The sequence below is a fragment of the Novosphingobium aromaticivorans DSM 12444 genome, assembly GCF_000013325.1.
Lineage (GTDB): Bacteria > Pseudomonadota > Alphaproteobacteria > Sphingomonadales > Sphingomonadaceae > Novosphingobium > Novosphingobium aromaticivorans.
Genome location: NC_007794.1, coordinates 274,140 through 296,275 on the forward strand (window position 1 = coordinate 274,140; position 22,136 = coordinate 296,275).

The 22,136-nt window shown below is 62.5% G+C and carries 18 protein-coding genes and 1 tRNA gene; 11 read left to right on the forward strand and 8 right to left on the reverse strand.

Annotated features, from left to right (window positions below; all coding sequences use genetic code 11):
* The first annotated feature begins 41 nt into the window (after positions 1–41).
* The 6 genes from SARO_RS01300 to SARO_RS01325 all read left to right on the forward strand — a co-directional run bounded on the left by SARO_RS01300 (position 42) and on the right by SARO_RS01325 (position 10,198).
* Complete coding sequence (locus SARO_RS01300; RefSeq protein ID WP_011443922.1) at positions 42–1,937, forward strand: DUF262 domain-containing protein; 1,896 nt, start codon at positions 42–44, stop codon at positions 1,935–1,937.
* A complete protein-coding gene (locus SARO_RS01305) occupies positions 1,934–4,663 on the forward strand; it encodes a class I SAM-dependent DNA methyltransferase (protein WP_011443923.1) in 2,730 nt (909 codons plus the stop codon). The genes SARO_RS01300 and SARO_RS01305 overlap by 4 nt, the downstream gene beginning before the upstream one ends.
* The gene (locus SARO_RS01310) at positions 4,660–5,502 is read left to right on the forward strand and encodes a hypothetical protein (protein ID WP_011443924.1); all 843 of its coding nucleotides are present in this window, start codon (positions 4,660–4,662) and stop codon (positions 5,500–5,502) included. Before SARO_RS01305 ends, SARO_RS01310 begins: the two co-directional genes overlap by 4 nt.
* Positions 5,503–5,849: 347 nt before the next feature.
* The gene (locus tag SARO_RS01315; RefSeq protein ID WP_011443925.1) at positions 5,850–6,890 is read left to right on the forward strand and encodes a hypothetical protein; all 1,041 of its coding nucleotides are present in this window, start codon (positions 5,850–5,852) and stop codon (positions 6,888–6,890) included.
* A 70-nt stretch (positions 6,891–6,960) separates the two neighbouring features.
* Entirely contained in the window at positions 6,961–9,030 is a 2,070-nt protein-coding gene (locus tag SARO_RS01320) for a pseudomurein-binding repeat-containing protein (protein ID WP_011443926.1), read from the forward strand.
* Positions 9,023–10,198, forward strand: coding sequence for a GIY-YIG nuclease family protein (locus tag SARO_RS01325; RefSeq protein ID WP_011443927.1), 1,176 nt, complete (start codon positions 9,023–9,025; stop codon positions 10,196–10,198). The genes SARO_RS01320 and SARO_RS01325 overlap by 8 nt, the downstream gene beginning before the upstream one ends.
* 262 nt (positions 10,199–10,460) lie before the next feature.
* On the opposite strand, the gene SARO_RS01330 is transcribed toward SARO_RS01325, so the two are convergent.
* A tRNA-Gly gene (locus SARO_RS01330) sits at positions 10,461–10,535 on the reverse strand.
* 221 nt (positions 10,536–10,756) lie between these two features.
* Here SARO_RS01330 and SARO_RS01335 point away from each other — a divergent pair.
* Both SARO_RS01335 and SARO_RS01340 read left to right on the forward strand, forming a co-directional pair.
* On the forward strand, positions 10,757–11,653 hold the full coding sequence (locus SARO_RS01335; protein ID WP_041549899.1) for a tetratricopeptide repeat protein: 897 nt from the start codon (positions 10,757–10,759) through the stop codon (positions 11,651–11,653).
* A 5-nt stretch (positions 11,654–11,658) separates the two neighbouring features.
* The gene (locus tag SARO_RS01340; protein WP_011443929.1) at positions 11,659–12,288 is read left to right on the forward strand and encodes an LON peptidase substrate-binding domain-containing protein; all 630 of its coding nucleotides are present in this window, start codon (positions 11,659–11,661) and stop codon (positions 12,286–12,288) included.
* A gap of 15 nt (positions 12,289–12,303) precedes the next feature.
* Here the strand turns inward: SARO_RS01340 and SARO_RS01345 are convergent, their stop codons facing one another.
* The 4 genes from SARO_RS01345 to SARO_RS01360 form a co-directional block, all read right to left on the reverse strand.
* Positions 12,304–12,924: a MarC family protein gene (locus SARO_RS01345; protein ID WP_011443930.1), complete on the reverse strand. Its 621-nt coding sequence runs from the start codon at positions 12,922–12,924 to the stop codon at positions 12,304–12,306.
* Positions 12,925–12,928: 4 nt separating this feature from the next.
* Entirely contained in the window at positions 12,929–13,753 is an 825-nt protein-coding gene (locus tag SARO_RS01350; protein ID WP_011443931.1) for a hypothetical protein, read from the reverse strand.
* Positions 13,754–13,812: 59 nt separating this feature from the next.
* On the reverse strand, positions 13,813–14,076 hold the full coding sequence (locus SARO_RS01355) for a hypothetical protein (RefSeq protein WP_011443932.1): 264 nt from the start codon (positions 14,074–14,076) through the stop codon (positions 13,813–13,815).
* 186 nt (positions 14,077–14,262) lie between these two features.
* On the reverse strand, positions 14,263–15,318 hold the full coding sequence (locus SARO_RS01360; protein ID WP_011443933.1) for a ribonucleotide-diphosphate reductase subunit beta: 1,056 nt from the start codon (positions 15,316–15,318) through the stop codon (positions 14,263–14,265).
* A 445-nt stretch (positions 15,319–15,763) separates the two neighbouring features.
* Here SARO_RS01360 and SARO_RS01365 point away from each other — a divergent pair, with 445 nt between their 5' ends.
* Positions 15,764–16,036, forward strand: coding sequence for a DUF2171 domain-containing protein (locus SARO_RS01365; RefSeq protein ID WP_011443934.1), 273 nt, complete (start codon positions 15,764–15,766; stop codon positions 16,034–16,036).
* Between the two features lie 290 nt (positions 16,037–16,326).
* Here SARO_RS01365 and SARO_RS01370 read toward each other — a convergent pair whose 3' ends face one another.
* On the reverse strand, positions 16,327–16,812 hold the full coding sequence (locus tag SARO_RS01370) for a PepSY domain-containing protein (protein WP_083760750.1): 486 nt from the start codon (positions 16,810–16,812) through the stop codon (positions 16,327–16,329).
* Positions 16,813–16,943: 131 nt separating this feature from the next.
* Complete coding sequence (locus SARO_RS01375) at positions 16,944–18,947, reverse strand: ribonucleoside-diphosphate reductase subunit alpha (protein WP_011443936.1); 2,004 nt, start codon at positions 18,945–18,947, stop codon at positions 16,944–16,946.
* A 498-nt stretch (positions 18,948–19,445) separates the two neighbouring features.
* Between SARO_RS01375 and SARO_RS01380 the strand changes: the two genes are divergently transcribed.
* Entirely contained in the window at positions 19,446–19,694 is a 249-nt protein-coding gene (locus SARO_RS01380) for a GlsB/YeaQ/YmgE family stress response membrane protein (protein ID WP_011443937.1), read from the forward strand.
* Between the two features lie 27 nt (positions 19,695–19,721).
* On the opposite strand, the gene SARO_RS01385 is transcribed toward SARO_RS01380, so the two are convergent.
* Positions 19,722–21,230 (reverse strand): YifB family Mg chelatase-like AAA ATPase, encoded by a 1,509-nt coding sequence (locus SARO_RS01385; RefSeq protein ID WP_011443938.1) that lies wholly within the window; start codon positions 21,228–21,230, stop codon positions 19,722–19,724.
* A 184-nt stretch (positions 21,231–21,414) separates the two neighbouring features.
* Here SARO_RS01385 and SARO_RS01390 point away from each other — a divergent pair, with 184 nt between their 5' ends.
* Positions 21,415–22,119, forward strand: a complete 705-nt coding sequence (locus SARO_RS01390; protein WP_011443939.1) for a hypothetical protein — start codon at positions 21,415–21,417, stop codon at positions 22,117–22,119.
* Positions 22,120–22,136 lie beyond the last annotated feature (17 nt).

The window sequence follows — 22,136 nt, forward strand, 5'->3', positions numbered from 1 at the left end:
ACTGCAGTGTAATGATTTCGGGGAAGTGTGAGGGGGATAGTGTGAAGCCGGAAAAGCTGAGCGTACAGGAACTGTTTTCCCGTGAGCGCCGATTCATCATCCCCCTTTTCCAGCGTGCCTATGTTTGGAATCAGGAGGAGCAGTGGGAACCGCTTTGGGAGGATATCTCCCGCCGTGCCCATGCGCATCTTCAGCGCTTGGGTCTGCCCGCCGAAGGTAAGGTTCGCACGCATTTCCTTGGGGCCGTCGTGCTCAATGTGGCCAACGTCATGGGGCGCGGAATCTCTCGCTCAGACGTGATCGACGGACAGCAGCGGTTGACCACACTGCAGCTATTCCTAGCCGCCCTGAGGGACATGAGCGGGGAGCTTGGTGCTGACGCCGATGATATCCGCCTGTTCAAGCGCCTCACTCGCAACCCGGATTGCGAGGAAGGATCGGAGGAATTGTTCAAAGTCTGGCCGACCAACTCTGACCGTGAGGTTTTCTCACAGGTAATGTCGGCGGGCAGTCCTGCCGCCTTGGAAGCGCGTTTCCCCGAAAACACCGGCGGCCGACCACGCATGGTCCAAGCATACCTCTTCTTCGCCAGGGCTATCGCTGAATTCATTCGTTCGGCCGAACATGCCAGTTCGGCGCCGGATCGCTTTTTGTCGCTGGTCTCCGCGCTCAAGGAATCGCTGCAACTCATCGTGATCGAATTGGAGGAAGGTGACGACCCACAGGTTATCTTCGAAACGCTGAACGCACGCGGCCAGCCGCTTCTCCCTTCCGACCTGATCCGCAACTACGTTTTCATGCGCATAGGCGATGCGGAGGGCAATCGTCTCTACCAGACCTACTGGTCGCACTTTGACACCGAACAGGTCATGGTGCCCGGGAGCGACGGCGAGAGCAGGTTCTGGCACGTAGAAGAACGCCAAGGCCGCCTTGTGCGGCCGCGCATCGACCTATTCATTTTCCATTACCTGACAATGCATACCGAGGACGATATCCGCATCGGACACCTGTTCAAGGAGTTCCGCGATTGGCGCGACGCGAACAGCACGAGCAACGAGGACTTCCTCAAGGACCTGAAGACGGCGAGCCATCATTTCGCCCGTCTGATCGCGCCCAAAGGCAATTCCCGGCTGGAAGTCTTCGCTAGCAGGCTCCGTGCGCTCGACACCAGCACGGTTCACCCGCTTCTGCTCTTCCTGGCTTCGGTTGAAGGGCAAGGCATTCCAGTGGCGGAAGTTGACCAGATCATCGTCGATCTCGAATCCTACATGGTCCGCCGTTTCATCTGCTGGCAAACGCCGAAAAACTATAACCGCTTCTTCCTGTCCCTGCTGACAAAGGTAAAGCAGGCCTATGCGGCCCGTGCCAAGGCTGACGATACGGCGCTTGCCGATCTGCCCACCGTGGCCGAAGTGGTCCGTACGGAACTGTTGCGCTCTCAGGAAGCCTCTGCCTTCTGGCCCAGCGACGAGCGCTTCCGGGAGGGATGGCTTAACAATCCGGTTTACGTATCCTCCCGCGCAGACCGCAGTGCAATGATTCTACGCGCACTTGGTGATGCGATGACGACTTCGAGGAACGAGCAACTCGATCTCTCAGGTCCGGTCACTGTCGAACACCTCCTTCCTCAGAAGGGCGCGATCGAGGACTATCCCTATCTCGAAATCTCTTTGCCGCAAAATCATGACGAGGCGAGCTGGCGCAAGGTGCTGGTCAACACAGTCGGCAATCTCACTCTGCTGACCGGTGCCAACAACACCGCTGCGTCGAACCATGCATTCCCGGTCAAGCGAGCAAAGATCGTTGAACACAGCGATCTGCGCCTCAACGCCTGGTTGCGCACCGACACGCGCGACAGCTGGAACGAAACTGACATTCTCGCGCGCGGCGAAGAACTCTTCCATTTTGCCCTTAAAATCTGGCCTCGCCCCGCATGAACCCCGTAGAGATTGAAGAAGCCGTCTCGGACCTCGCTCGCGCACCCTATGACGCTTCCGAGTTTCCGTTCCAGTTCCTTGCCGCTTTCGGCAACAAGCAGACCACGCTGCAGCGATTGCGGGCGGGCAATTCCAATCAGTCCGATCTTCCGGGCGCCGTCTTGCAGCGTAACCATATCCACATAGCAACTTGCGATGCGGGCAACGTCGACAGAACGCTGGCCGCTCTTCGCAAGAGTCCCAAGACGGCGTCACAAAAGGCTCGGTTCATCCTCGCCACTGATGGCGTGGCCTTCCAGGCGGAGGACATGGCCAGTGGCGAGACAGTAGCCTGCAATTACGCCGCCTTCCCGGACAAGTTTGCCTTCTTCCTGCCACTGGCGGGCATAACCACGGTCCAGCAGATCCGTGAAAGCAGCTTTGACATCAAGGCGACCGGCCGCCTTAACAAGCTCTATGTCGAACTGCTGAAGGACAACCCTGACTGGGCCAGCAGAAGCGAGGACATGAACCACTTCATGGCCCGCCTGATCTTCTGCTTCTTTGCCGAGGATACCGACATTTTCGTCGGCGAAGGCCTGTTCAGCCGCACCGTCGAGACCATGAGTGCGCGTGATGCGTCCGACACGCACATGGTCATCGCCGAAATTTTCCGCGCGATGGACACCAGGCTGGCCGATCGCGCTGCCGCCGGGATCAAGAGCTGGGCCGATGTCTTCCCCTATGTGAACGGGCAGCTCTTCTCGGGATCCACCGAATGCCCGCGCTTCAGCAAGATCGCGCGGTCATACCTGCTGCATATCGGCAGCCTCGATTGGCAGAAGATCAACCCGGACATCTTCGGCTCGATGATCCAGGCCGTGGCCGACGATGAGGAGCGCGGTGCGCTCGGCATGCATTACACCAGCGTGCCGAACATCCTGAAGGTTCTGAACCCGCTGTTCCTCGATGACCTGCGGGCGAAGCTTGAGGAAGCGGGTGACAACAGCCGCAAGCTGCTCAACCTGCGCAACCGCATGGCCAAGATCCGGGTGTTCGATCCGGCCTGCGGATCGGGCAACTTCCTCGTCATCGCTTACAAGCAGATGCGCGAGCTTGAGGCGGAGATCAACCGGCGGCGCGGCGAGGCCGACCGGCGCAGCGACATTCCGCTGACCAACTTCCGCGGTATCGAACTACGCAACTTTCCCGCCGAGATCGCCCGGCTGGCCCTGATTATCGCGGAGTACCAGTGCGACGTGCTCTATCGCGGGCAGAAGGAGGCGCTAGCCGAGTTCTTGCCGCTTGATAGCCAGAACTGGATTACCTGCGGCAATGCCCTGCGGTTGGATTGGCTGAGCATCTGCCCACCAACCGGAACTGCCGTAAAACTGCAGGCGAACGACCTGTTTGAGATGCCGCTCGATCAGGCGGAGATCGACTTCGAGAATGAAGGTGGGGAGACGTATATCTGCGGTAATCCCCCTTATCTCGGGGCGAAGAAGAAGAGCTCGGATCAAATAGAGGATATGAAGCGAGTCGGGTTGGATAAAGCCCAACTTCTGGACTACGTATCCGCTTTTATTGTTCGGGGATTGCCATTAGTTGCGCAACAAAGATGCGACATGGCTCTGGTTTCGACCAGTTCAATATGTCAGGGAGAGCAAGTCTCGCTCATATGGCCGCGCATATTAAAATCCGCGAACGTCAAGTTCGCTTACCGACCATTCCGATGGAGTAATTCCGCGGCGAACAACGCTGGTGTCTATTGCACGATAATTGGCCTTACTGGATCTGAGGTATCGAATAAAAAGCTCTTTGGAGAAGGAAGTGTCGTAGAATGTTCGTCGATCGCGCCCTACCTCGTGCCGGGACCAGAGATCATTTGCGCTCCAAGGCAATCGTCGATCTCAGGCTTCGCCCGTATGGTAATGGGGAGCAACCCTGTAGATGGAAAGCGCTTGATTTTCGAGCAAGATGAAAAAGAAAGCGTTGTTGCAGCCGACCCTCGGTCAGAACGCTTCTTTAAGCGTTATGGGGGTACTCAAGAATTAGTTAATGGCGTGGATCGATGGTGTTTGTGGATTAACGATGATCAAGTTGATGACGCAAAAGCCATTGCAGAAATAGCGAAGGTGCTTGAAAGCTGTCGTTCATATAGGCAAGGCGCTGGCCGCGATGCTCAAAAAGCAGCAAATCGTCCCCACTCGTTTTGCTACAGAACGTTTCAGGAAAATATTGGTATCCATGTTGGCCTAACGATTGGTAACGGCCTCAGCCATGTTCCCGCTGATCTTAAGAGTAGCGGCTTTGTTTCTAGCCATACTGCATACATGATTTATGGTTGGCATCCGGTTGAGTTCGCGTTGTTGAACTCGCGGCTGATGTTGGTTTGGACTGAAACGGTTGGTGGCAGACTGGGTAATGGAATGCGCTTCAGCAACACGATCGTTTATAATACATTCCCGGTCCCTTCCCTCACTGACCAGAACAAGGCCGACCTCACCCGCTGCGCGGAGGACATCCTCCTCGCCCGAGAGTCGCATTTCCCGGCTACGATTGCGGACCTCTATGATCCCGAGACCATGCCCGAAAGCCTGCGCGCCGCGCACGATCGCAACGACGAAGTCCTCGAACGCATCTACATCGGCCGCCGCTTCCGCAACGACACCGAACGCCTCGAAAAGCTATTCGAACTCTACACCAAAATGACTGGCGGACGATCCTCAGAAGGTGGAGCGGCATGACCGAGGTGACGAAAGCGGCTGAAGCGCGCGCGGCATCGGCAAGGTCGAAGACCCTTCTGAAGGTCGCGGTGCTGGTGTTCGCAATAGAGTTGGCTGCGTGCTCGTCGCAAGAAGCTCCGGACAACAATGATGCGGCCACAGAGGCACAGGTGCCTGCGCCAGAATACGCGCAGCGCGATGGCGATCAGTACATCTATGTCGGCGCGCTATCGGATGGAGAAAGGGCACAGGGCAAGCAAGCTGCCGTTGTGACATACCGATACCTGGGAAGCTTTGGGGACACACAAAAGCTCGAAATGCTCTCTGATGCCGGGGCTCGGCTTGCTATAGTCGAATGCTCAGATCCCTGTCGTGTCGCAAAGCACACGGACAACTTCGGCGTTGTGACTCGGGTAGCTGTTCAGCCCGCGACCATCGTGGCTGCAGCATTCAGAGACGCTGCATTGGGCCACATGATTCTGGCCCAAATGGGCGAGGAACTGTCGGACGCAAAGAACCCCTCATTATCCCCCGCTAAAGAACCAAGCATATCTCCCCCGACGATAACCGCAGGCGACCAGTCAGACTATCGCGGCAAGAAGGGACGCTGTCGGCTGACAGTAGAGGGTACTTCGTACATGAATGGCTCCTGCTGGGTTCGCCTCGACAATGGCGGCAGTTTCCAGATCATGTCGCTGGACCAGTCATACTTCGCCCAGCTTTCACGCTCCGGTAGTCAAGCAAGTGGCTTCTGGAATGCTGCGCCGGGAGCGGCCCACGCGCAAGTCGAGCTGGGCCCCATGGACCGGGTGGGAGCCTGTTGGACCAACGCCACCGCCGAGATTTGCGCATGGAGATGACACCGTTCAGCATCGCCAGCCCCTCTGGCTGCGTGGGTAGGATTTGCCGCCCAGCGCCAGTCCGAGAACCTCCGGCACGTGCCAAGGTAGCTCTTGCCAAGATGCGCATCCTCGACAGGCTCTATTCGGCCTGTTTGGCCGGTGAAGGATCGAGTTGTGTCGGCCAAGCCCCACACGTGGACGCATTGCGCAAGTTGGGCTGGTGTTCGAAGACTGGGCCTAATCGGTTCACTGTGCCGTCTGTGATGTGGATGAGGTGTACGCCCTGATACGAAGCGTTGGTTTCCTGCGCGCAAGGGTATGATCGTTGATGGGAGAGCAACCTGGCTCAGTGCAAGAATTGCGGCATGCTGGTAGAGTTCGTCACCATCGACGGACGAGCCATTCCGCTCCACCCTCTTGGCGGTTGTTCTGGCAAAGGCGGAGATTCGCATGGGGGGACAGTGCGAGTTGCAGACGGCCAATGCATTAAGACGCGTTGTCCGAAGTGCAACGAGCCAGTTTTCTTCATTCGTCACAACGGTGGCAGCGTTTACATAGATCCGCCTTTAGGCCCACCTTGGTTGCGGCATCCTTGTATGCCGGACCAAGCCCGAAAACACGTACCGGAGATCAACCCAAAGATATCCAGCGTCAGTCCCGAAGCCAGCCACATGTTGGGTAGAGTGCGCGGTCTAATTACTGGTGTGGTGATCAAGGCCGAGCTAGTATCGGGTGGCAAACAGGCGGTTCTGACCATTGCAGTGGCGCAACCTGATCCTCTGGTGCTTCTGATGCGCAGCCCGTCATTCTATTTTGTGGGTAGGATGGTCATTCTGCGCCCCGCCAAAAGGGCACTTTATTCAGCGGAAGATCCCGCCGACGTCTTTCTGATCGATCGGGCGCTGTACGTGCCAAGCGGCCTTAGAAGTCCCGAGTTTCCTCTGCTGCAAGAAGGGGCATCAGGCACTGCCGGTCCGGACGACGCAAAAACAAGGTTGAAGCTTGATGGAGAAACCCGCGGTGTGGCCAAGGCATATAGGAAGTTCCTCATGCAAGGGCTTTCAGGTCCCTGGCAAGCGCAGGAACTCGCCTCGATTATTCATCTGTTGGATGGACGGTCGCAGGACGACGCCGTTCATTTAGCAGCGGTCTTGTCCTTGCAAAAATGTATTGATCACGGCGACCCCAATGCGGCGCTCTTATTGGCAAAAAATCTTCATTCGGAGAGACGGGAAAAGCTGGCTTCTTGGTTCAGGATGTACTCGCCGCTTATTATCGATCTGAGTCGCTTAGATAAGAAGTTTTGGTTCGTACGAGATGCCGAGCACAAGATTCTGCCTTTCAACATGGAAGGCGCCAGATCCAATCCGGTATTTCGGCATGGCCGGAACGCACAAAGGCGCTGAGGATGGACAGGCAGCGCGATAACTGTGAATAACGAAAAACACCCGAGCCTACCGTTGACGAAGTGACAGAATGACCGCCGACAAACCGATCCCTGCCGTTACCTTTCAGACCGCTCACAATGGCGTCTCGGCTAAAGCCAACTCTCTCGGCATGCGGCCGATGCAGGAGCGCGCGTATAACAAGCGCGGCGAGCAATATCTGCTAATCAAGTCCCCGCCAGCGTCCGGCAAAAGCCGCGCCCTGATGTTTATTGCACTCGACAAACTCCACAACCAAGGGCTCTCGCAGGCAATTATCGTCGTGCCAGAGAAATCAATCGGCGGTAGCTTTGCTGATGAGCCACTCACCATGTACGGGTTCTGGGCGGACTGGGTAGTCCAGCCGCAATGGAACCTTTGCAACGCGCCGGGGCCGGACGAGGTAAAGGTCGATGCCTCGAAGGTGAAGGCGGTCGGCCAGTTCCTGGCGAGCGATGATAAGGTGCTGGTTTGTACCCACGCCACGTTCCGTTTCGCAGTTGAGGCTCTAGGCATTGAGGCCTTTGACGGTCGGCTGATCGCAATCGATGAGTTCCACCATGTCTCGGCCAACCCCGACAACAAGCTGGGCAGCCAGCTCACAGCCTTCATCGCGCGCGACAAGGTCCACATTATCGCCATGACCGGAAGCTACTTCCGGGGCGATACTGTCGCGGTCCTGACGCCGGAAGATGAGGCAAAGTTCGAGACAGTCACCTATACCTACTACGAGCAGCTCAACGGGTACGACCATCTCAAGTCGCTGGCGATCGGGTATTTCTTCTACACTGGCCGCTACCTCACCGCGATCGAGCACTGCCTCGACCCGGCGCGCAAGACGATCGTCCACATCCCCTCGGTCAACTCCAAGGAAAGCACCAAGGACAAGATCAAGGAAGTCGAGGAGATCATGGAATACCTCGGGGACTGGCAGGGCGCCGATCCTGTGACGGGGTTCCACTTGGTCAAGCTCGCCGATGGCCGGACACTCAAGATCGCGGACCTTGTGGACGACAGCGATCCTGCCAAACGTGCCAAGGTGTTGTCCGCGCTCAAGGACCCAGCCCACAAGAACGATCGCGACCACGTCGACATCATCATCGCGCTGGGAATGGCCAAGGAAGGCTTCGACTGGATCTGGTGCGAACATGCGCTGACGGTCGGCTATCGGTCGAGCCTCACCGAGATCATCCAGATCATCGGCCGCGCCACGCGCGATGCGCCCGGAAAGACGGTCGCCACCTTCACCAACCTGATCGCCGAGCCGGATGCCTCCGAAGCTGCGGTGGCCGATGCGATCAACGATACGCTCAAAGCCATCGCTGCCAGCTTGCTGATGGAGCAGGTTCTGACGCCCAAGTTCCAGTTCACGCCCAAGAACACCGGGCCACTGCCTGATTTCAACTATGGCCCCGGCGGTTACCAAGAAGGCAAGACCAACGTTGGCGTCAACGAGGAGCGGGGCGAATTCCACTTCGAGATCGCCGGACTGGCTACCCCGAAAAGCCCCGAGGCGGCGCGCATCTGCCAGCAGGATCTAAATGAGGTCATCGCGTCTTACGTCCAGAACAAAGACGTGATCGGCCCTGGCCTGTTCAACGAGGAAGCTGTCCCGCAGGACCTGACGCAAGTGCAGATGGGCAAGATTGTCCGTGACCGGTATCCGGACCTCACACCGGAGGATCAGGAGGCCGTGCGCCAACACGCCATCGCTGCGCTGAACCTCACGCAAAAAGCTAAGGCGATAGCGATGGGCACCGACGATGGCAGCGGCGAGGTCAAGGCCAACACCGCGTTGATCGATGGCGTGAAGCAGTTTGCGATGGACGTGAAGGAACTCGACATCGACTTGATCGACAGCATCAACCCGTTCCAGGCAGCCTACTCGATCTTGGCCAAGTCAATGGATGAGGCCACGCTCAAGCAGGTGAAGGCAGCGGTCGCAGCCAAGAAGACCAAGATCACGCCGGATGAGGCCAAGGACCTCGCCGGGCGCGCGGTGCGCTTCAAGCGGGAGCGCGGGCGTCTACCGTCGATCATCGCTGCGGACGCCTGGGAGCAGCGGCTAGCCGAAGGTGCTGCCGCGTTCATGCGGTTCAAGGAGGAAGGCCGCTATGTCTGATCTGGACGAGCTAGCAAACGAGCTGGCGGACTTTGCGCCCTCTAAGAAGAAGCAGGCCACCTACGCTCCGCGCGAGGAACGCATCATCGCCGGGTTCGAGGACATCGAGCGGTTTTTTGAAGAGAATGGGCGACTACCTGCCCACGGCGAGAACCGTGACATCTTCGAGCGCCTCTATGCCGTGCGGCTGGACCGGTTGCGTGAACAGGAAGACTGCCGCGTCCTACTCGCAGCGTTCGACAAACATGGCCTGCTCGCGCAGGACGACGATGCAGAGGCTGATGAAGCCGCCGATCTGGACGCGGACGCCTTGATGGCGGAACTCGCGGGAGCGGATGATGGTCCTGACATTACGCAGCTCCGGCATGTCCGCTCGACGGAAGAGAAACGCGCGGCCGAGGAGGTGGCCAATCGCGAGAAGTGCGAAGATTTTGACACCTACTCGTCTCTGTTCGCTCAAGTGCAGCGCGAATTGGCCGACGGAACAAGGGTTACTCGGCCGTTCGAATTGAAGGCGGAAATCAGGCCGGGAGCGTTCTTCGTCGTGAGTGGCCAGATCGCCTACGTAGCGACGATGGGCGAGATGTTCACCAACCCGCAAGGCCGCACCGACGCGCGCCTTCGCGTCGTGTTCGACAACGGTACCGAGAGCAAAATGCTCATGCGGTCACTGCAACGTTCGCTGCATAAGGACGACGCTGGTCGGCGCATCACCGATCCGGTGGCGGGGCCGCTGTTTGCGGATGTCGCCGACGAAGGCGAAACCGAGACCGGGACGATCTATGTCCTTCGCAGCAAATCCAACCATCCTGTCGTCGCCGAACATCGCGAGGTGATTCACAAGATCGGCGTAACCAGCGGTTCTGTCGAAACTCGCATCGCGGGAGCCGAAAAGAGTTCCACCTACTTGCTGGCCGGTGTTGACGTCGTCGCTACCTACAAGGTGTACGGTGTGAACTGCCAAAAGCTGGAAGCCCTGATTCATAAGGTGTTTGCGGCTGGCCAGATCGATCTCTCGATCCCTGATCGCTTCGGCCATTTGGTAAAGCCGCGCGAATGGTTTCTGGTGCCCCTGCACGTGATCGATGAGGTCGTCGAGAAAATCCGTGACCGGTCGATCCTCGGCTGTCGGTATGATCCTGCATCGGGCGGCCTGATCGCAACATGAGCAAGCTAACACCTGCGCCAAGTGATTCGCAGCCAAAGCGCAAATCTTAGGTCTCGAACTAAGGCCGTGATGGCATTTTTCGCACTTTGTAAGCGTGAATCGCGGAACAACCTGCGAGACCAGCCTTAAGCCCAACCCTGCCTATGGCCCTGTCGTCTTGGGCAGAAATCGCTATGGTGGTAGCTCAGTGGTAGCTGGAAAAATCAGAGCACCTTCGCTCGAAACAAAGTCAGGGGTAACGCCCTGACTTTGTTCGGAAACTTGGAGCGGGCGAAGGGATTCGAACCCTCGACCCCAACCTTGGCAAGGTTGTGCTCTACCCCTGAGCTACGCCCGCTCGTGCGTTTCTGGCCGGTGGGAAGTGCCCCGTCCGGCTGGGGTGAGCGGGCCTCTAACTGCGACTCGGAAAGAGCGCAACACCAAAAATGCACTTGGGCCGAAGTCTCTGCGGAAAACCCCGTTTCCCCTTGCCGAACGCCGCCGCGTTCCCACATGGTGCGGCGAACCCGAACGACACCTAAAAGCACCTGAATCTACCGGAGACGCATCTTGGCCAGCATGGGGCTCAATCTCGAGGAACAGAAAGCCGTCGACCGCTTCCGCTCTGCGGTGGTCGAACCGTCGATGACCAAGCTGGTCATCCTCGACTTCTGGGCGGAGTGGTGCGGACCGTGCAAGGCGCTTACCCCGGTGCTTGAAAAGGTCGCCGCCGAATATGCCGACAAGGGCGTGGTCCTTGCCAAGGTGAACGTCGACGAGGAGCAGTTCATCGCTGCGCAGTTCCAGGTGCGCTCGATCCCCACGGTCTATGCGATGTTCCAGGGCCAGCCCGTGGCGGACCTGACCCCCGCCCGCACCGAATCGCAGCTCAGGCAGTACCTCGACCAGATCCTCGCCAAGGTGCCGGTCCAGGCCGGTGAGCCCGCGCAGGACGTGACGCCTCTGCTCGCCATGGGCGAGGAGGTCCTGGCCGAAGGCGATGGCGAGCGTGCCGCCAGCATCTTTGCGCAGATCGTAGAGATCGCGCCCGACAATGCCCAGGCCCACGCCGGACTCGTGCGCGCCCTGATCGCGGCGGGACAGAAGGACGAGGCGCAGGCCGTGCTCGATGCGCTCGACCCCGCGATGGCGGCGGATCCGGTCTTCGCCCAGGCGCGTTCGGCCCTGGCATTGGCCGAGGATGCGCCCGAGGAAGGCGAACTGGCGACCCTGCGCGCCGCTGCGGCAGAACGGCCCGCTGACATGGACGCACAGCTTGCTTTCGCCAACGCGCTCTATGCAAGCGGCCAGCGCGACGAAGCGGCGGCCCGCCTGCTTGCCATGGTCGCCGCCGACCGCGAGTGGAACGAGGGCGCGGCCAAGGCCCGCCTGCTCCAGATCTTCGAGGCCACCGGGCTCGAGGATCCCTGGGTTTCCGCCACGCGGCGCAAGCTTTCGACCGTGCTGTTCGGCTGACCGCGATGGGCGCGAACGCCAACGCCACGCGCCTGTCGATATTTCCGCTGACCGGCGCGGTGCTCTATCCGGGCCTGCAACTGCCGCTCCACATCTTCGAGCCGCGCTACCGTGCGATGGTCAGCGATTCGCTGGCGCGCGACCGGCGCATCGCGATGATCCAGCCGCAATCCCCGGTCGAGGGCGCGCCGCTGTTCCGCGTGGGCTGCGTCGGCCGCATCGCCGATGTCGAGGCGCTGGAGGACGGCCGCTACAACATCGTGCTCGAAGGGCTGTCGCGCTTCAGGATCGTGCGCGAACTCGACGTGACCACGCCGTTCCGCCAGGTCGAGGCGGAACTGATCGTCGACGACATGGACGAAGCGCTGAGCGCGGTGGAGCGAGCCTCGTTCGAACGCGAGGCGCGCAGCTTTGCCGATGCGCAGGGCTATGCCGTGGATTGGGATTCGGTGGGGCGGCTGGACGATATGTCCCTCATCAACGGCGTATCGCAGATCGCGCCTTTCGACGCGGCCGCCAAGCAGGCCCTGCTCGAAGCCGATACCCTTGCCGCGCGGTGTGAGCTGCTGGTCCAGCTCATGCAGTTCTTCGGCAAGCACGACGGCGACGACGGCGGGCGGGTGACCCTGCAGTAGGGCCGCCCCGCCGGCTCAGAATTGCGCCTGTATCCCGTCGATCACGAACTGCGCGGCAAGGGCTGCCAGGAGCACGCCGAGCAGACGGGTGATGACCGCCTCGACCTGCGAGCCCAGCGCGCGGATCAGCGGCCGTGCGGCGACGAGCGCGGCGAAGCTGAGGATCATGACCACCGCCAGAGCGCCAAGGATGATGGCGGTTTCCTGCGTGCCGTTGGCCCGCGCCGTCAGCAGCATGACCGAAGCGATCGACCCCGGCCCCGCGAGCATCGGCATGGCCATAGGGAAGACCGAGACGTCCTCCACCTGCGGCTGGGCGGTGCGCACCTTCTCGGCACGTTCCTCGCGGCGTTCGGTGCGCTTCTCGAATACCATGTCGAGCGCGATCAGGAACAGCATGATGCCACCGGCGATGCGGAAGCTGTCGAGTTCGATGTGCAATGCGCCAAGCAGGTCCTCGCCGAACAGCGCGAAGACCAGAAGGATGCCGGTTGCGATCAGGCAGGCGCGCAGGGCCATGCTGAAGGCCTGCCGCGCGGTGGCGTTGGCGGTGAGCCCCGCATAGATCGGTGCGCAGCCGGGCGGGTCGATCACCACGAACAGGGTGACGAACGCCGAAAGGAAAAGCTGCCACATCGTCTCAGGCCCCCCCACCGGCAAAGGTGCGCGCGAAGGCTTCCTGCATCCGGCCGTCCTTCCATATCCATGCGGTGAAGCGGCGGCTGCCGTCGGGCATCACGGTCGAACGCCATGCAAGGCTGCCGTCGCGCGACTGGCCGTCCTTGCTGTCCGCTCCCGGAGGTGCGTCAGGCGCAGGAACAGGGCCGGCGAGGGGGCGCAGCGGCGGAAGCTTGTCCTGCTCCCTGCGTTCGCGCTTGCTCCCGGGTTGCGGCGGGGCCTCCCCATCCGGGCGGCGCCGGGCGGGGCAATCGGCGACCTTGCCCTCGGCCCAATCGACATCGCGCAGCGGCTGGGCGAGGGGCTGGCCATCGTCGAGCACCCATTTCCAGTCGAGCTTGCCCTTGAACTGGCGTTGCCAGACGGTGACATATTCTCCGGCAGCGCCCGTTCCGCCGCTTGCCGGTTCGCGCCAGCCTCCGAAGGTGAAGCCGGCACTGCCGTCGCAGCTTATCCACGCGGCCTGCGGCGCCCACTGCACCGGGGCGGCAGGGTCCTTGCGGTCCTTGAGCAGCGCGTGGGCGCCCTGGCGCTTGCCCTCGAACATCTCGGCGGTTTCGTCGGCCGTCTCGCGGAATGCGGTCCACTGGCCTTTTTCGCGCGCGAGCCGGGAAAAGGCGATGTCGGCTGCGATCAGTGCGCTGGGATTGGCATAGGCGCGCTGCGGTCGGCCCGGACCCTGCTCCGGTCCCTGCCCCATATCGCCCGGGGGCGGGCCCGACCGGGCGGCAAGCGGTGTCGTCATTGCAAGAACGGCAACGATGGCGGTGGGGATCAGGCGGGTCATGCCGCAGTGTCTATCGCATGCCCGCAGGGCTGCCCACCCCTTGCGCCTGCCGAAGCGGATCAATCGGTTCCGGCCGCGCGGTCGATCAGATCCATGAAGTTGCGCGCCGCCTCGCGGTCGGCCTCGTCCTTGAACGCCACGTCGAGATCGGGCGCGGACGACAGCATGTAGAGGATCGACCACATGCCGAAGCGGCGCGACCGGTCCTTCTCCAGCCCGAAGTCCACCAGCATGCGCTCTATCCCCGCTTCGAGCGCGGCGGGCGTTGCGCTGGCAAGGTCCTCGGTGCCGAAATAGCGGCGCATCTGGTCGTCGAATTCCATCGCGCGGCTATGTCAGAGAAGCGTGATGCTGTCGCGTGCGATGATCGCGGCGAATTCCGGCGAAGCGGTGCGGCGGTCCACCAGATCGACCTTTCAAGGCAAGGCGGCTTCGTCGAATGCCTCGGCCAGTTGGTTGGGTGAAGCGGCAACCGTTCCGGTCCGGGACCTCGGTTGCCGCCTTTCGCCTCACTCCGCGGCGATCCCCGCCGCGCCGAACATGTCGATGTCGGCTTCCACGGCCACTTCCTCGTTCGCCACGGTCTTGGCCTTGCGGCGCTTGTCGAAGCTCGACCACACGGTGTTCCAGTCGCCCTTGGTGGCGGCCTTCGAGTATTCGGTGGCGCGGGTTTCGAAGAAATTCGCATGCTCCACGCCGTTGAGCAGCGGGGCGAGCCAGGGCAGGGGGTGGTCTTCGATCATGTAGATCGCGGGAAGGCCGAGCTGCGACAGGCGCCAGTCGGCGATGTAGCGGATGTAGCGCTTGATTTCCTTGGCGCTCATCCCCGGGACCGGGCCCTGTTCGAAGGCGAGATCGATAAAGGCGTCCTCGAGGCGCACCGTCTTCTGGCAGCAGTCGATGATGTCTTCCTTCACTGCCTTGGTCAGGCAGCCGCGTTCCTTGACGAACGCGTGGAACAGGCGGGTGATGCCTTCGCAGTGCAGCGATTCGTCACGCACCGACCACGAGACGATCTGCCCCATGCCCTTCATCTTGTTGAAGCGGGGGAAGTTCATCAGCATGGCGAAAGAGGCGAAGAGCTGCAGCCCTTCGGTGAAGCCGCCGAACATGGCGAGCGTGCGGGCGATGTCCTCGTCCGTCTCGACGCCGAAGGTCTGCAGGTAATCGTGCTTGGCCTTCAGCTCCTCGTACTCGAGGAACATGCCGTATTCGCTCTCGGGCATGCCGATCGTGTCGAGCAGGTGCGAATAGGCGGCGATGTGCACCGTCTCCATGTTGGAGAAGGCGGCGAGCATCATCTTGACCTCGGTCGGCTTGAACACGCGGCCGTACTGCTCGTGGTAGCAGTTCTGCACTTCCACGTCGGCCTGGGTGAAGAAGCGGAAGATCTGCGTCAGCAGGTTGCGCTCATGTTCGGAAATCTTCTGCGCCCAGTCGCGGCAGTCTTCGCCCAGCGGCACCTCTTCCGGCATCCAGTGGATCTGCTGCTGGCGCTTCCAGAACTCGTAGGCCCAGGGATATTCAAAGGGCTTGTAGGTGTTGCGGGCTTCAAGAAGAGGCATGATCGGACGTCCTGTGCTGATTCTTCGAATGTAGGGATTGGCGGGGCCGGGCGAAAGCGCACGAGGGGGCGCCGCCGGGGATTGATGGGCGGTTTTCCACTGTCCGGAAGGGCAGGCGCACGCGTTCGGACGCGCAGTCCGGCGCAGGGGCCGCGCGGGCTGGCGAAGCGGCGGCGCACGGGGCGGAACCGGTGGTCTGCCCAATGGTTCGTGTGACAGGGCCTGCGCTCATCCGGGCGCGGCCAGATCCCCTTGAAGCCTCAGGAGAATTCTCATGGGCGAATATGAACCCGACGATTCGCGCAAGGTAACCGGCACCGGCTCGGGCGGGCCGACGCAGCAGGGCGTGCGCAGCCCCGGCGGCGCGGACCAGCAGGTCGGCGGCGAGCGCTGGAGCGGCCAGTCCGGCCAGCAGTCGCAGTTCGAAAGCGGCAGCAGCGGCCAGATGGGCGGTTCCGCCGATGCCGGCACTGCATCGCGCATCCGCGAGCACATGGAAGTGATCGGCGCCGACGGCGTCCACGTCGGCACGGTCGACGCGGTCGAAGGCCACCGCATCAAGCTGACGAAACGCGATTCCGACGCGGGCTATGAAGGCGGAACCCATTCGGGCCACCATCATTACCTTTCGTGCGGGCTGGTTGCCGAAATCGAGGGCGACAAGGTGCGCCTCTCGGCCAATGGCGACGTGGCCTACGGAATGCTCGAGGAAGAATAAGTCCGGGAGGAGCGCGAGATCATCCCGCATCCCTCCTCCGGGCTGCAGGAACGTCCCGCCCCCTTCGGGACCAGGTCGCGCCACGCGGCCGGAAGACGCCTCGCTGCAAAGCGGGGCGTTCTTCTTTGCTTGTCGGGTGCGGAAAGCCCATCCGGGCTTTCCTGACGGCACCGGCCCGCTCCCCCGCCCGGCCACCCATTCAGGGTACTCTCGTGGGTGGCCGGGCGGGGGAGCGGGCCGGTGCCGCAAGCCCCTGACGGATGTCAGGGGCGCAACAATCAAAGACTCGCCTACTTCCAGAACCAGCCGGGCTTGAGGCTGCGGTCCTTGCGGTTCTTCCACATCGAGAAGTACATCCACAGTCCGGAAATGCTGAAAAACATCAGCGCGAACCCTGTCATCAGCGAGATCGCGGTGCCCAAGGGGCCGAATTCCTCGCCCGAATGCAGGTGGTGGAACCACCCGACCAGCGACTTCATGCCGCCCGGAGGTGCCTTGGGACGGCACATCATGGTCTCGGGGCAGACGAAGCCCTGCGGAACCGGCGGTGGCCCGGCCTGCTCGCCAGCCGGCCAGAGCGCGGTCACGTGGCTGGCGACGCCGGTGAAGGCCATCCAGATCATGAAGACCCCGAAGAACACCGTGATCCAGCGGTGCCACTTGCGCATGTAACGAACCCCTTTGATATTGCGAATTGATCGCAAGATTGGACAAAGCCGCCTTAGCGGGCCTGCCTGGGATCGTGCAAGCGGGGTTCTTGTCGCGGATTGTCGCATGCGAGGACAAGCCGCGAAGTGTCGCGAGGTGTAACGGGCAAGCGCCCTCCGGCAGCCGGTCGGACGTCTGGTGACGCGCTGTGACTGCCGGATGGGCCATGCGGATACCTCTGGGTGCTAACGGCCGGCCATCACTGGCAGGCCAGGCATTCCTCGTAGTCGGTCTCTGCCGTGGCGAGTTCGATCTTCGGGGCTTCGGCCGTGTTGTCCGCCTCGACGCCGCCGGCGAAGCCCGCGCGCTGGACCGACTTCGAGCGGAGGTAGTAGAGGCTCTTGATGCCCTTCTCCCACGCCTGGAAGTGCAGCATCATCAGGTCCCACTTGTCGACGTCGGCCGGGATGTAGAGGTTCAGCGACTGGGCCTGGTCGATGTATGGCGTGCGGTCCGCAGCGAATTCGAGAAGCCAGCGCTGGTCGATCTCGAAGCTGGTCTTGTAGACCGCCTTTTCCTCCACCGAGAGGAAATCGAGATGCTGGACCGAGCCGCCGTGCTCGAGGATCGAGTTCCACACGTTGGTGGAATCCTTGCTCTTGTCGGCGAGAAGCTTCTGCAGGTACGGATTCTTGACCACGAACGAGCCCGACAGCGTCTTGTGCGTGTAGATGTTCGCCGGGATCGGTTCGATGCAGGCCGAGGTGCCGCCGCAGATGATCGAGATCGACGCGGTCGGCGCGATCGCCATCTTGCACGAGAAGCGCTGCATCACGCCCATTTCGGCGGCATCCGGGCAAGCCCCGCGTTCCTGCGCGAGGAGGATCGATGCCTCGTCGGCCTTGGCGGCGACGTGCTTGAACATCTTGAGGTTCCACGCCTTCGCCATCGCCGATTCAAAGGCGATGCCCTTCTTCTGGAGGAAGGAGTGGAAGCCCATCACGCCCATGCCGACCGAGCGTTCGCGCGCCGCGGAATACTTGGCGCGGGCCATCTCGTCGGGCGCGCGGTCGATGTAGTCCTGCAGCACGTTGTCGAGGAAGCGCAGCACGTCCTCGACGAAGCGCTTGTCGCCGTTCCACTCGTCCCAGGTTTCCAGGTTGAGCGACGACAGGCAGCAGACGGCGGTACGGTCGTTGCCGAGATGGTCGCGGCCCGTGGGCAGCGTGATTTCCGAGCACAGGTTCGAGGTCGAGACCTTAAGGCCCAGGTCGCGGTGATGCTTGGGCATCATGCGGTTCACGGTGTCGTTGAAGACGATGTAGGGCTCGCCCGTGGCAAGGCGGGTTTCAACGAGCTTCTGGAACAGCGAGCGCGCATCGACAGTGCTGCGCACCGAGCCGTCCTTCGGCGAGCGCAGGTGGAATTCGGCGCCATCGCGCACGGCTTCCATGAACTCGTCGGTCAGCAGCACGCCGTGGTGCAGGTTGAGCGCCTTGCGATTGAAGTCGCCCGACGGCTTGCGGATCTCGAGGAACTCCTCGATCTCGGGGTGCGAGACGTCAAGGTAGCAGGCGGCCGAGCCACGGCGCAGCGAGCCCTGCGAGATCGCGAGGGTCAGGCTGTCCATCACGCGGACGAAGGGGATGATGCCGCTGGTCTTGCCGTTGAGGCCGACGCTTTCGCCAATGCCGCGCACCTTGCCCCAGTAGGTGCCGATGCCGCCGCCGCGCGAGGCGAGCCAGACGTTCTCGTTCCAGGTGGCGACGATGCCTTCGAGGCTGTCGTCGACCGAGTTCAGGTAGCACGAGATCGGCAGGCCGCGTCCGGTGCCGCCGTTCGACAGGACCGGCGTCGCCGGCATGAACCACAGCTTCGAGATGTAGTCGTAGAGGCGCTGGGCGTGTTCCTGGTCGTCGGCATAGGCATCGGCCACGCGGGCGAACAGGTCCTGGTACTTCTCGCCGGGAAGCAGGTAGCGGTCGTCCAGCGTATCCTTGCCGAAATCGGTGAGGTTCACGTCGCGGCTGTCATCGGTGACGATGGTGAAGCGGCGCGGGTTGACCTTCTTGGAATCGCTGACGGGTGCCGCCGCAACGGCGGCTGCCGCAACCGTTGCCGCCATGCCGGCGACGAGCGCATCGCTGCCCGTGTCCCTTGCGTTCATGTCCATCGCCTTTGCCTCTCCGGCTGCTGCCGGAGCACCGGCAAGCGCGAGTTCGTCCTGTGCCGCCACGGAGCCGTCTCCAGTCCTGAAATCCACGTCTCAACCCCCGTTCGCACCCCGGTAGCAAGGACCGGGAAATCAGTCACAAATCGCGAATCAGGCGTCGCTGCCCGATCCTACAGGAGGCGGAACGAAAGTGGAACATGAATGTCCCTGCAAGCGTGCTGCCCCGATAACTCCGCTGTCCGGCTTCCGTGCCTCGCGCGCAGGCAATGCGTTGCCATCGCGCGCAAAACACGCCCAAGCGCCCTAAACTAGGTTTAGAGGTCCCCCTGAAGCCCGACCACAACCCATAGTGCCTCAACCTGATTCAGACACAAGAGGGTAATGCCGGGCAGGGGGACTCGATTCGTCGCACGTGCGATTCGCTTCGTCGCTGCCGGGGTCATTGTGCAGTGCAGCGACGCGCGGGGATTGCGGCTGTTCAAGTGGCAAATGAAGGCGGGCGGAATTTTTTGTTCGCGGCCAACCAAATTGTGGACAAGAACCGGTCAACCGCCCCCATATGATGTGTCCACAGGAATGGAGCCGCGCATGCTGAATCTGCTCTCGATCATCTTCACCGGACTTGTCGTGGGCGTGCTTGCCCGGTTCTTCTACCCGGGCGATGTCGACATCGGGATGCTCAAGACCGTCCTGCTCGGCGTGGGCGGCGCGCTGGTGGCGGGGTTGCTGGCGAGCTGGCGGTCGGGCAGCACTTTCGGCGAGGGCGTGAACCGCGCCGGGTGCCTGGCATCGGTGCTGGGCGCGATGCTGCTGATCTTCCTCGGGCGCAATCTCTAGGCTGCAACGACCGCGCTCTGCGGGCGGTCAGGCTCTTGGTGCGATCCGTCGATAGCTGAGCGCTTCGGCGACATGGATGCGCCCGACCGTTTCCGCTCCCGCCAGGTCGGCGATGGTGCGCGCCACGCGCAACATGCGGGTATAGCCGCGCGCCGAAAGGCGCATGGCCTCGGCTGCCTGGGCGAGGAGCTTGCGCCCCGGTTCGTCGGGCGTGGCATGGGCGTCGAGCAGGTCGCCGTTGAGTTCGGCATTGCTGCGCAGGCCCGTTCCGCCCAGCCGCTCGGTCTGCACCGCTCTTGCCCGCGCCACGCGCGCGGCGACCTGGTCCGACCCTTCGGCGGGCGGTGGCAGGGCGAGGTCCGCCGCCGACACCGGATCGACTTCGACGTGCAGGTCGATGCGGTCGAGCAGCGGGCCCGAGACCTTCGATTGGTAATCGCCGGCGCAGCGCGGCGCGCGGCTGCAACCCAGCGCCGGATCGCCGAGGTGGCCGCAGCGGCAGGGGTTCATCGCCGCGACGAGCTGGACTCGCGCGGGGAAAGTGACATGGGCATTGGCGCGCGCGACCGTGACTTCGCCGGTTTCCAGCGGCTGCCGCAGCGAATCCAGCACTGCCCGCTGGTACTCGGGCAGTTCGTCGAGGAACAGCACGCCCAGGTGCGCAAGGCTGACCTCTCCGGGCCGCACCTTGAGCCCCCCGCCGGTCAGCGCGGCCATCGATGCCGAATGGTGCGGGCTGCGGAACGGGCGGGCACGGCTGATCCGCCCTTCCTCAAGCGTGCCCGCGACCGAGGCGACCATCGATACTTCCAGCGCCTCGGCAGGCGTGAGTTCGGGCAGGATGCCGGGAAGGCACGATGCCATCAGCGACTTGCCCGCGCCCGGAGGGCCGATCATCAGCAGGTTGTGCCCGCCGGCCGCCGCGATTTCGAGCGCGCGCTTGGCTGTCTCCTGCCCCTTCACCTGCCGCAGGTCGGCCATGCGGCGCGGCGGCTCGGCCACGCCTTGCGAGGGCTGGGGCAGGCGGTGGAGGCCCTTGAGGTGGTTGAGCAGGCCGATGAGGTCGGGCGCGGCGATCACGTCGATACCGCTTGCCCAGCGGGCCTCCGGTCCTTGCGCGGCGGGGCAGATCAGGCCCTTGTCCTCGCCGCTGGCGTGCAGCGCGGCCAGGAGCACGCCCGGAGAGGGCAGCACGCGCCCGTCCAGCGCCAGTTCGCCCACCGCGACATAGTCGGCGATCTGCTCGAGATCGATCACTCCCATTGCCGCCAGCAGCGCCAGCGCGATCGGCAGGTCGTAGTGCGAGCCTTCCTTGGGCAGATCCGCGGGCGAGAGGTTCACCGTGATCCGCTTGGGCGGAAGCGCGAGGCCAAGGGCGGAGAGCGCTGAGGAAACCCGCTCGCGGCTTTCGCCAACGGCCTTGTCGGGCAGGCCGACTACGCGGAAGGCGGGCAGGCCCGGGGCCACCTGACATTGCACCTCCACCCCGCGCGCCTCCAGCCCTAGATAGGCGACCGTCGAAACCAGTGCGACCATGAACCCTCCTGTCAGGCGCGGACATTGCGCGGGCAAGATGCCGCGGGGAAGCGCGCGAAGGCCGATCTCGCCATTTCGGAAGCGAAAGCCGGGCGGCTAAGGGATCGCCCGCAGAACATGGTGAACCGGATTTAACCGGCTTCCTTCGCACTTCGGCAAGCCGCGCGCGCGGAAAAGACGGATCATGTTCCGCCGCATCGCCCTGCCCGCGATCTGCGCCTTGCTGGCTTTCCAGCCGGTGGCGGCCGCCTCGCGCGAGGTGACGACGCGGACCTGGACCGAAAACGGCGTCACCTGGACCGAGACAACGGTGGTCGAGGTGGAGGAACCGGGCTCCGAACGCCTCGTCGGCCTGCCCCGCGCGGACGTTCGCGGCGTGGCGAGCTTCGGGCCGTTCGAGGTGCTGGACGCGGCCCGCGCCGCGCTCGTTGCCGAGACGGACAGCCATTCGCCCGCCGATTTCCAGACGATGCTGCGCGCCTTCCCCGGCATCCGCGTGCTGGAAATGCCCGACTGTCCGGGCACGGTCGACGATTTCGCCAACCTGCGGCTTGGCCGGATGATCCGCGCCAGGGGCATCGCCACCCACGTGCCCGAGCATGGCTCGGTGCGTTCAGGCGCGGTCGAGCTGTTCCTTGCCGGCGCGAGCCGGAGCGCGGCGGCAGACGCTTCCTTCGTCGTCCATTCCTGGATCGACGAGGACGGCCGCGAACCCGATGACTTCGCCGCCGGCGACCCGGTCAACCGCGCCTATCTCGACTATTACCGCGAGATGGGCCTCGCGGCCGAACAGGCAGCGGCGTTCTATGCGCTGACCAACTCCGTACCGAACGAGCAGGTGCTGATGCTCGGGACCGGCGACCTGGCGCGCTACGCGGCGCTGAACTGAGCCGCGCTCAAGGGGTG

What these genes read in the sequence shown, in the direction of transcription:
- SARO_RS01370 (WP_083760750.1), bottom strand. Translation starts at nt 16,812, where the DNA reads ATGCGACAATCCGCGACAAGAACCCCGCTTGCACGATCCCAGGCAGGC.
- SARO_RS01390 (WP_011443939.1), top strand. Translation starts at nt 21,415, where the DNA reads ATGTTCCGCCGCATCGCCCTGCCCGCGATCTGCGCCTTGCTGGCTTTC.
- SARO_RS01305 (WP_011443923.1), top strand. Translation starts at nt 1,934, where the DNA reads ATGAACCCCGTAGAGATTGAAGAAGCCGTCTCGGACCTCGCTCGCGCA.
- SARO_RS01340 (WP_011443929.1), top strand. Translation starts at nt 11,659, where the DNA reads ATGGGCGCGAACGCCAACGCCACGCGCCTGTCGATATTTCCGCTGACC.
- SARO_RS01325 (WP_011443927.1), top strand. Translation starts at nt 9,023, where the DNA reads ATGTCTGATCTGGACGAGCTAGCAAACGAGCTGGCGGACTTTGCGCCC.
- SARO_RS01355 (WP_011443932.1), bottom strand. Translation starts at nt 14,076, where the DNA reads ATGGAATTCGACGACCAGATGCGCCGCTATTTCGGCACCGAGGACCTT.
- SARO_RS01365 (WP_011443934.1), top strand. Translation starts at nt 15,764, where the DNA reads ATGGGCGGTTCCGCCGATGCCGGCACTGCATCGCGCATCCGCGAGCAC.
- SARO_RS01315 (WP_011443925.1), top strand. Translation starts at nt 5,850, where the DNA reads ATGCTGGTAGAGTTCGTCACCATCGACGGACGAGCCATTCCGCTCCAC.
- SARO_RS01335 (WP_041549899.1), top strand. Translation starts at nt 10,757, where the DNA reads ATGGGGCTCAATCTCGAGGAACAGAAAGCCGTCGACCGCTTCCGCTCT.
- SARO_RS01350 (WP_011443931.1), bottom strand. Translation starts at nt 13,753, where the DNA reads ATGACCCGCCTGATCCCCACCGCCATCGTTGCCGTTCTTGCAATGACG.
- SARO_RS01310 (WP_011443924.1), top strand. Translation starts at nt 4,660, where the DNA reads ATGACCGAGGTGACGAAAGCGGCTGAAGCGCGCGCGGCATCGGCAAGG.
- SARO_RS01320 (WP_011443926.1), top strand. Translation starts at nt 6,961, where the DNA reads ATGACCGCCGACAAACCGATCCCTGCCGTTACCTTTCAGACCGCTCAC.
- SARO_RS01360 (WP_011443933.1), bottom strand. Translation starts at nt 15,318, where the DNA reads ATGCCTCTTCTTGAAGCCCGCAACACCTACAAGCCCTTTGAATATCCC.
- SARO_RS01345 (WP_011443930.1), bottom strand. Translation starts at nt 12,924, where the DNA reads ATGTGGCAGCTTTTCCTTTCGGCGTTCGTCACCCTGTTCGTGGTGATC.
- SARO_RS01380 (WP_011443937.1), top strand. Translation starts at nt 19,446, where the DNA reads ATGCTGAATCTGCTCTCGATCATCTTCACCGGACTTGTCGTGGGCGTG.
- SARO_RS01385 (WP_011443938.1), bottom strand. Translation starts at nt 21,230, where the DNA reads ATGGTCGCACTGGTTTCGACGGTCGCCTATCTAGGGCTGGAGGCGCGC.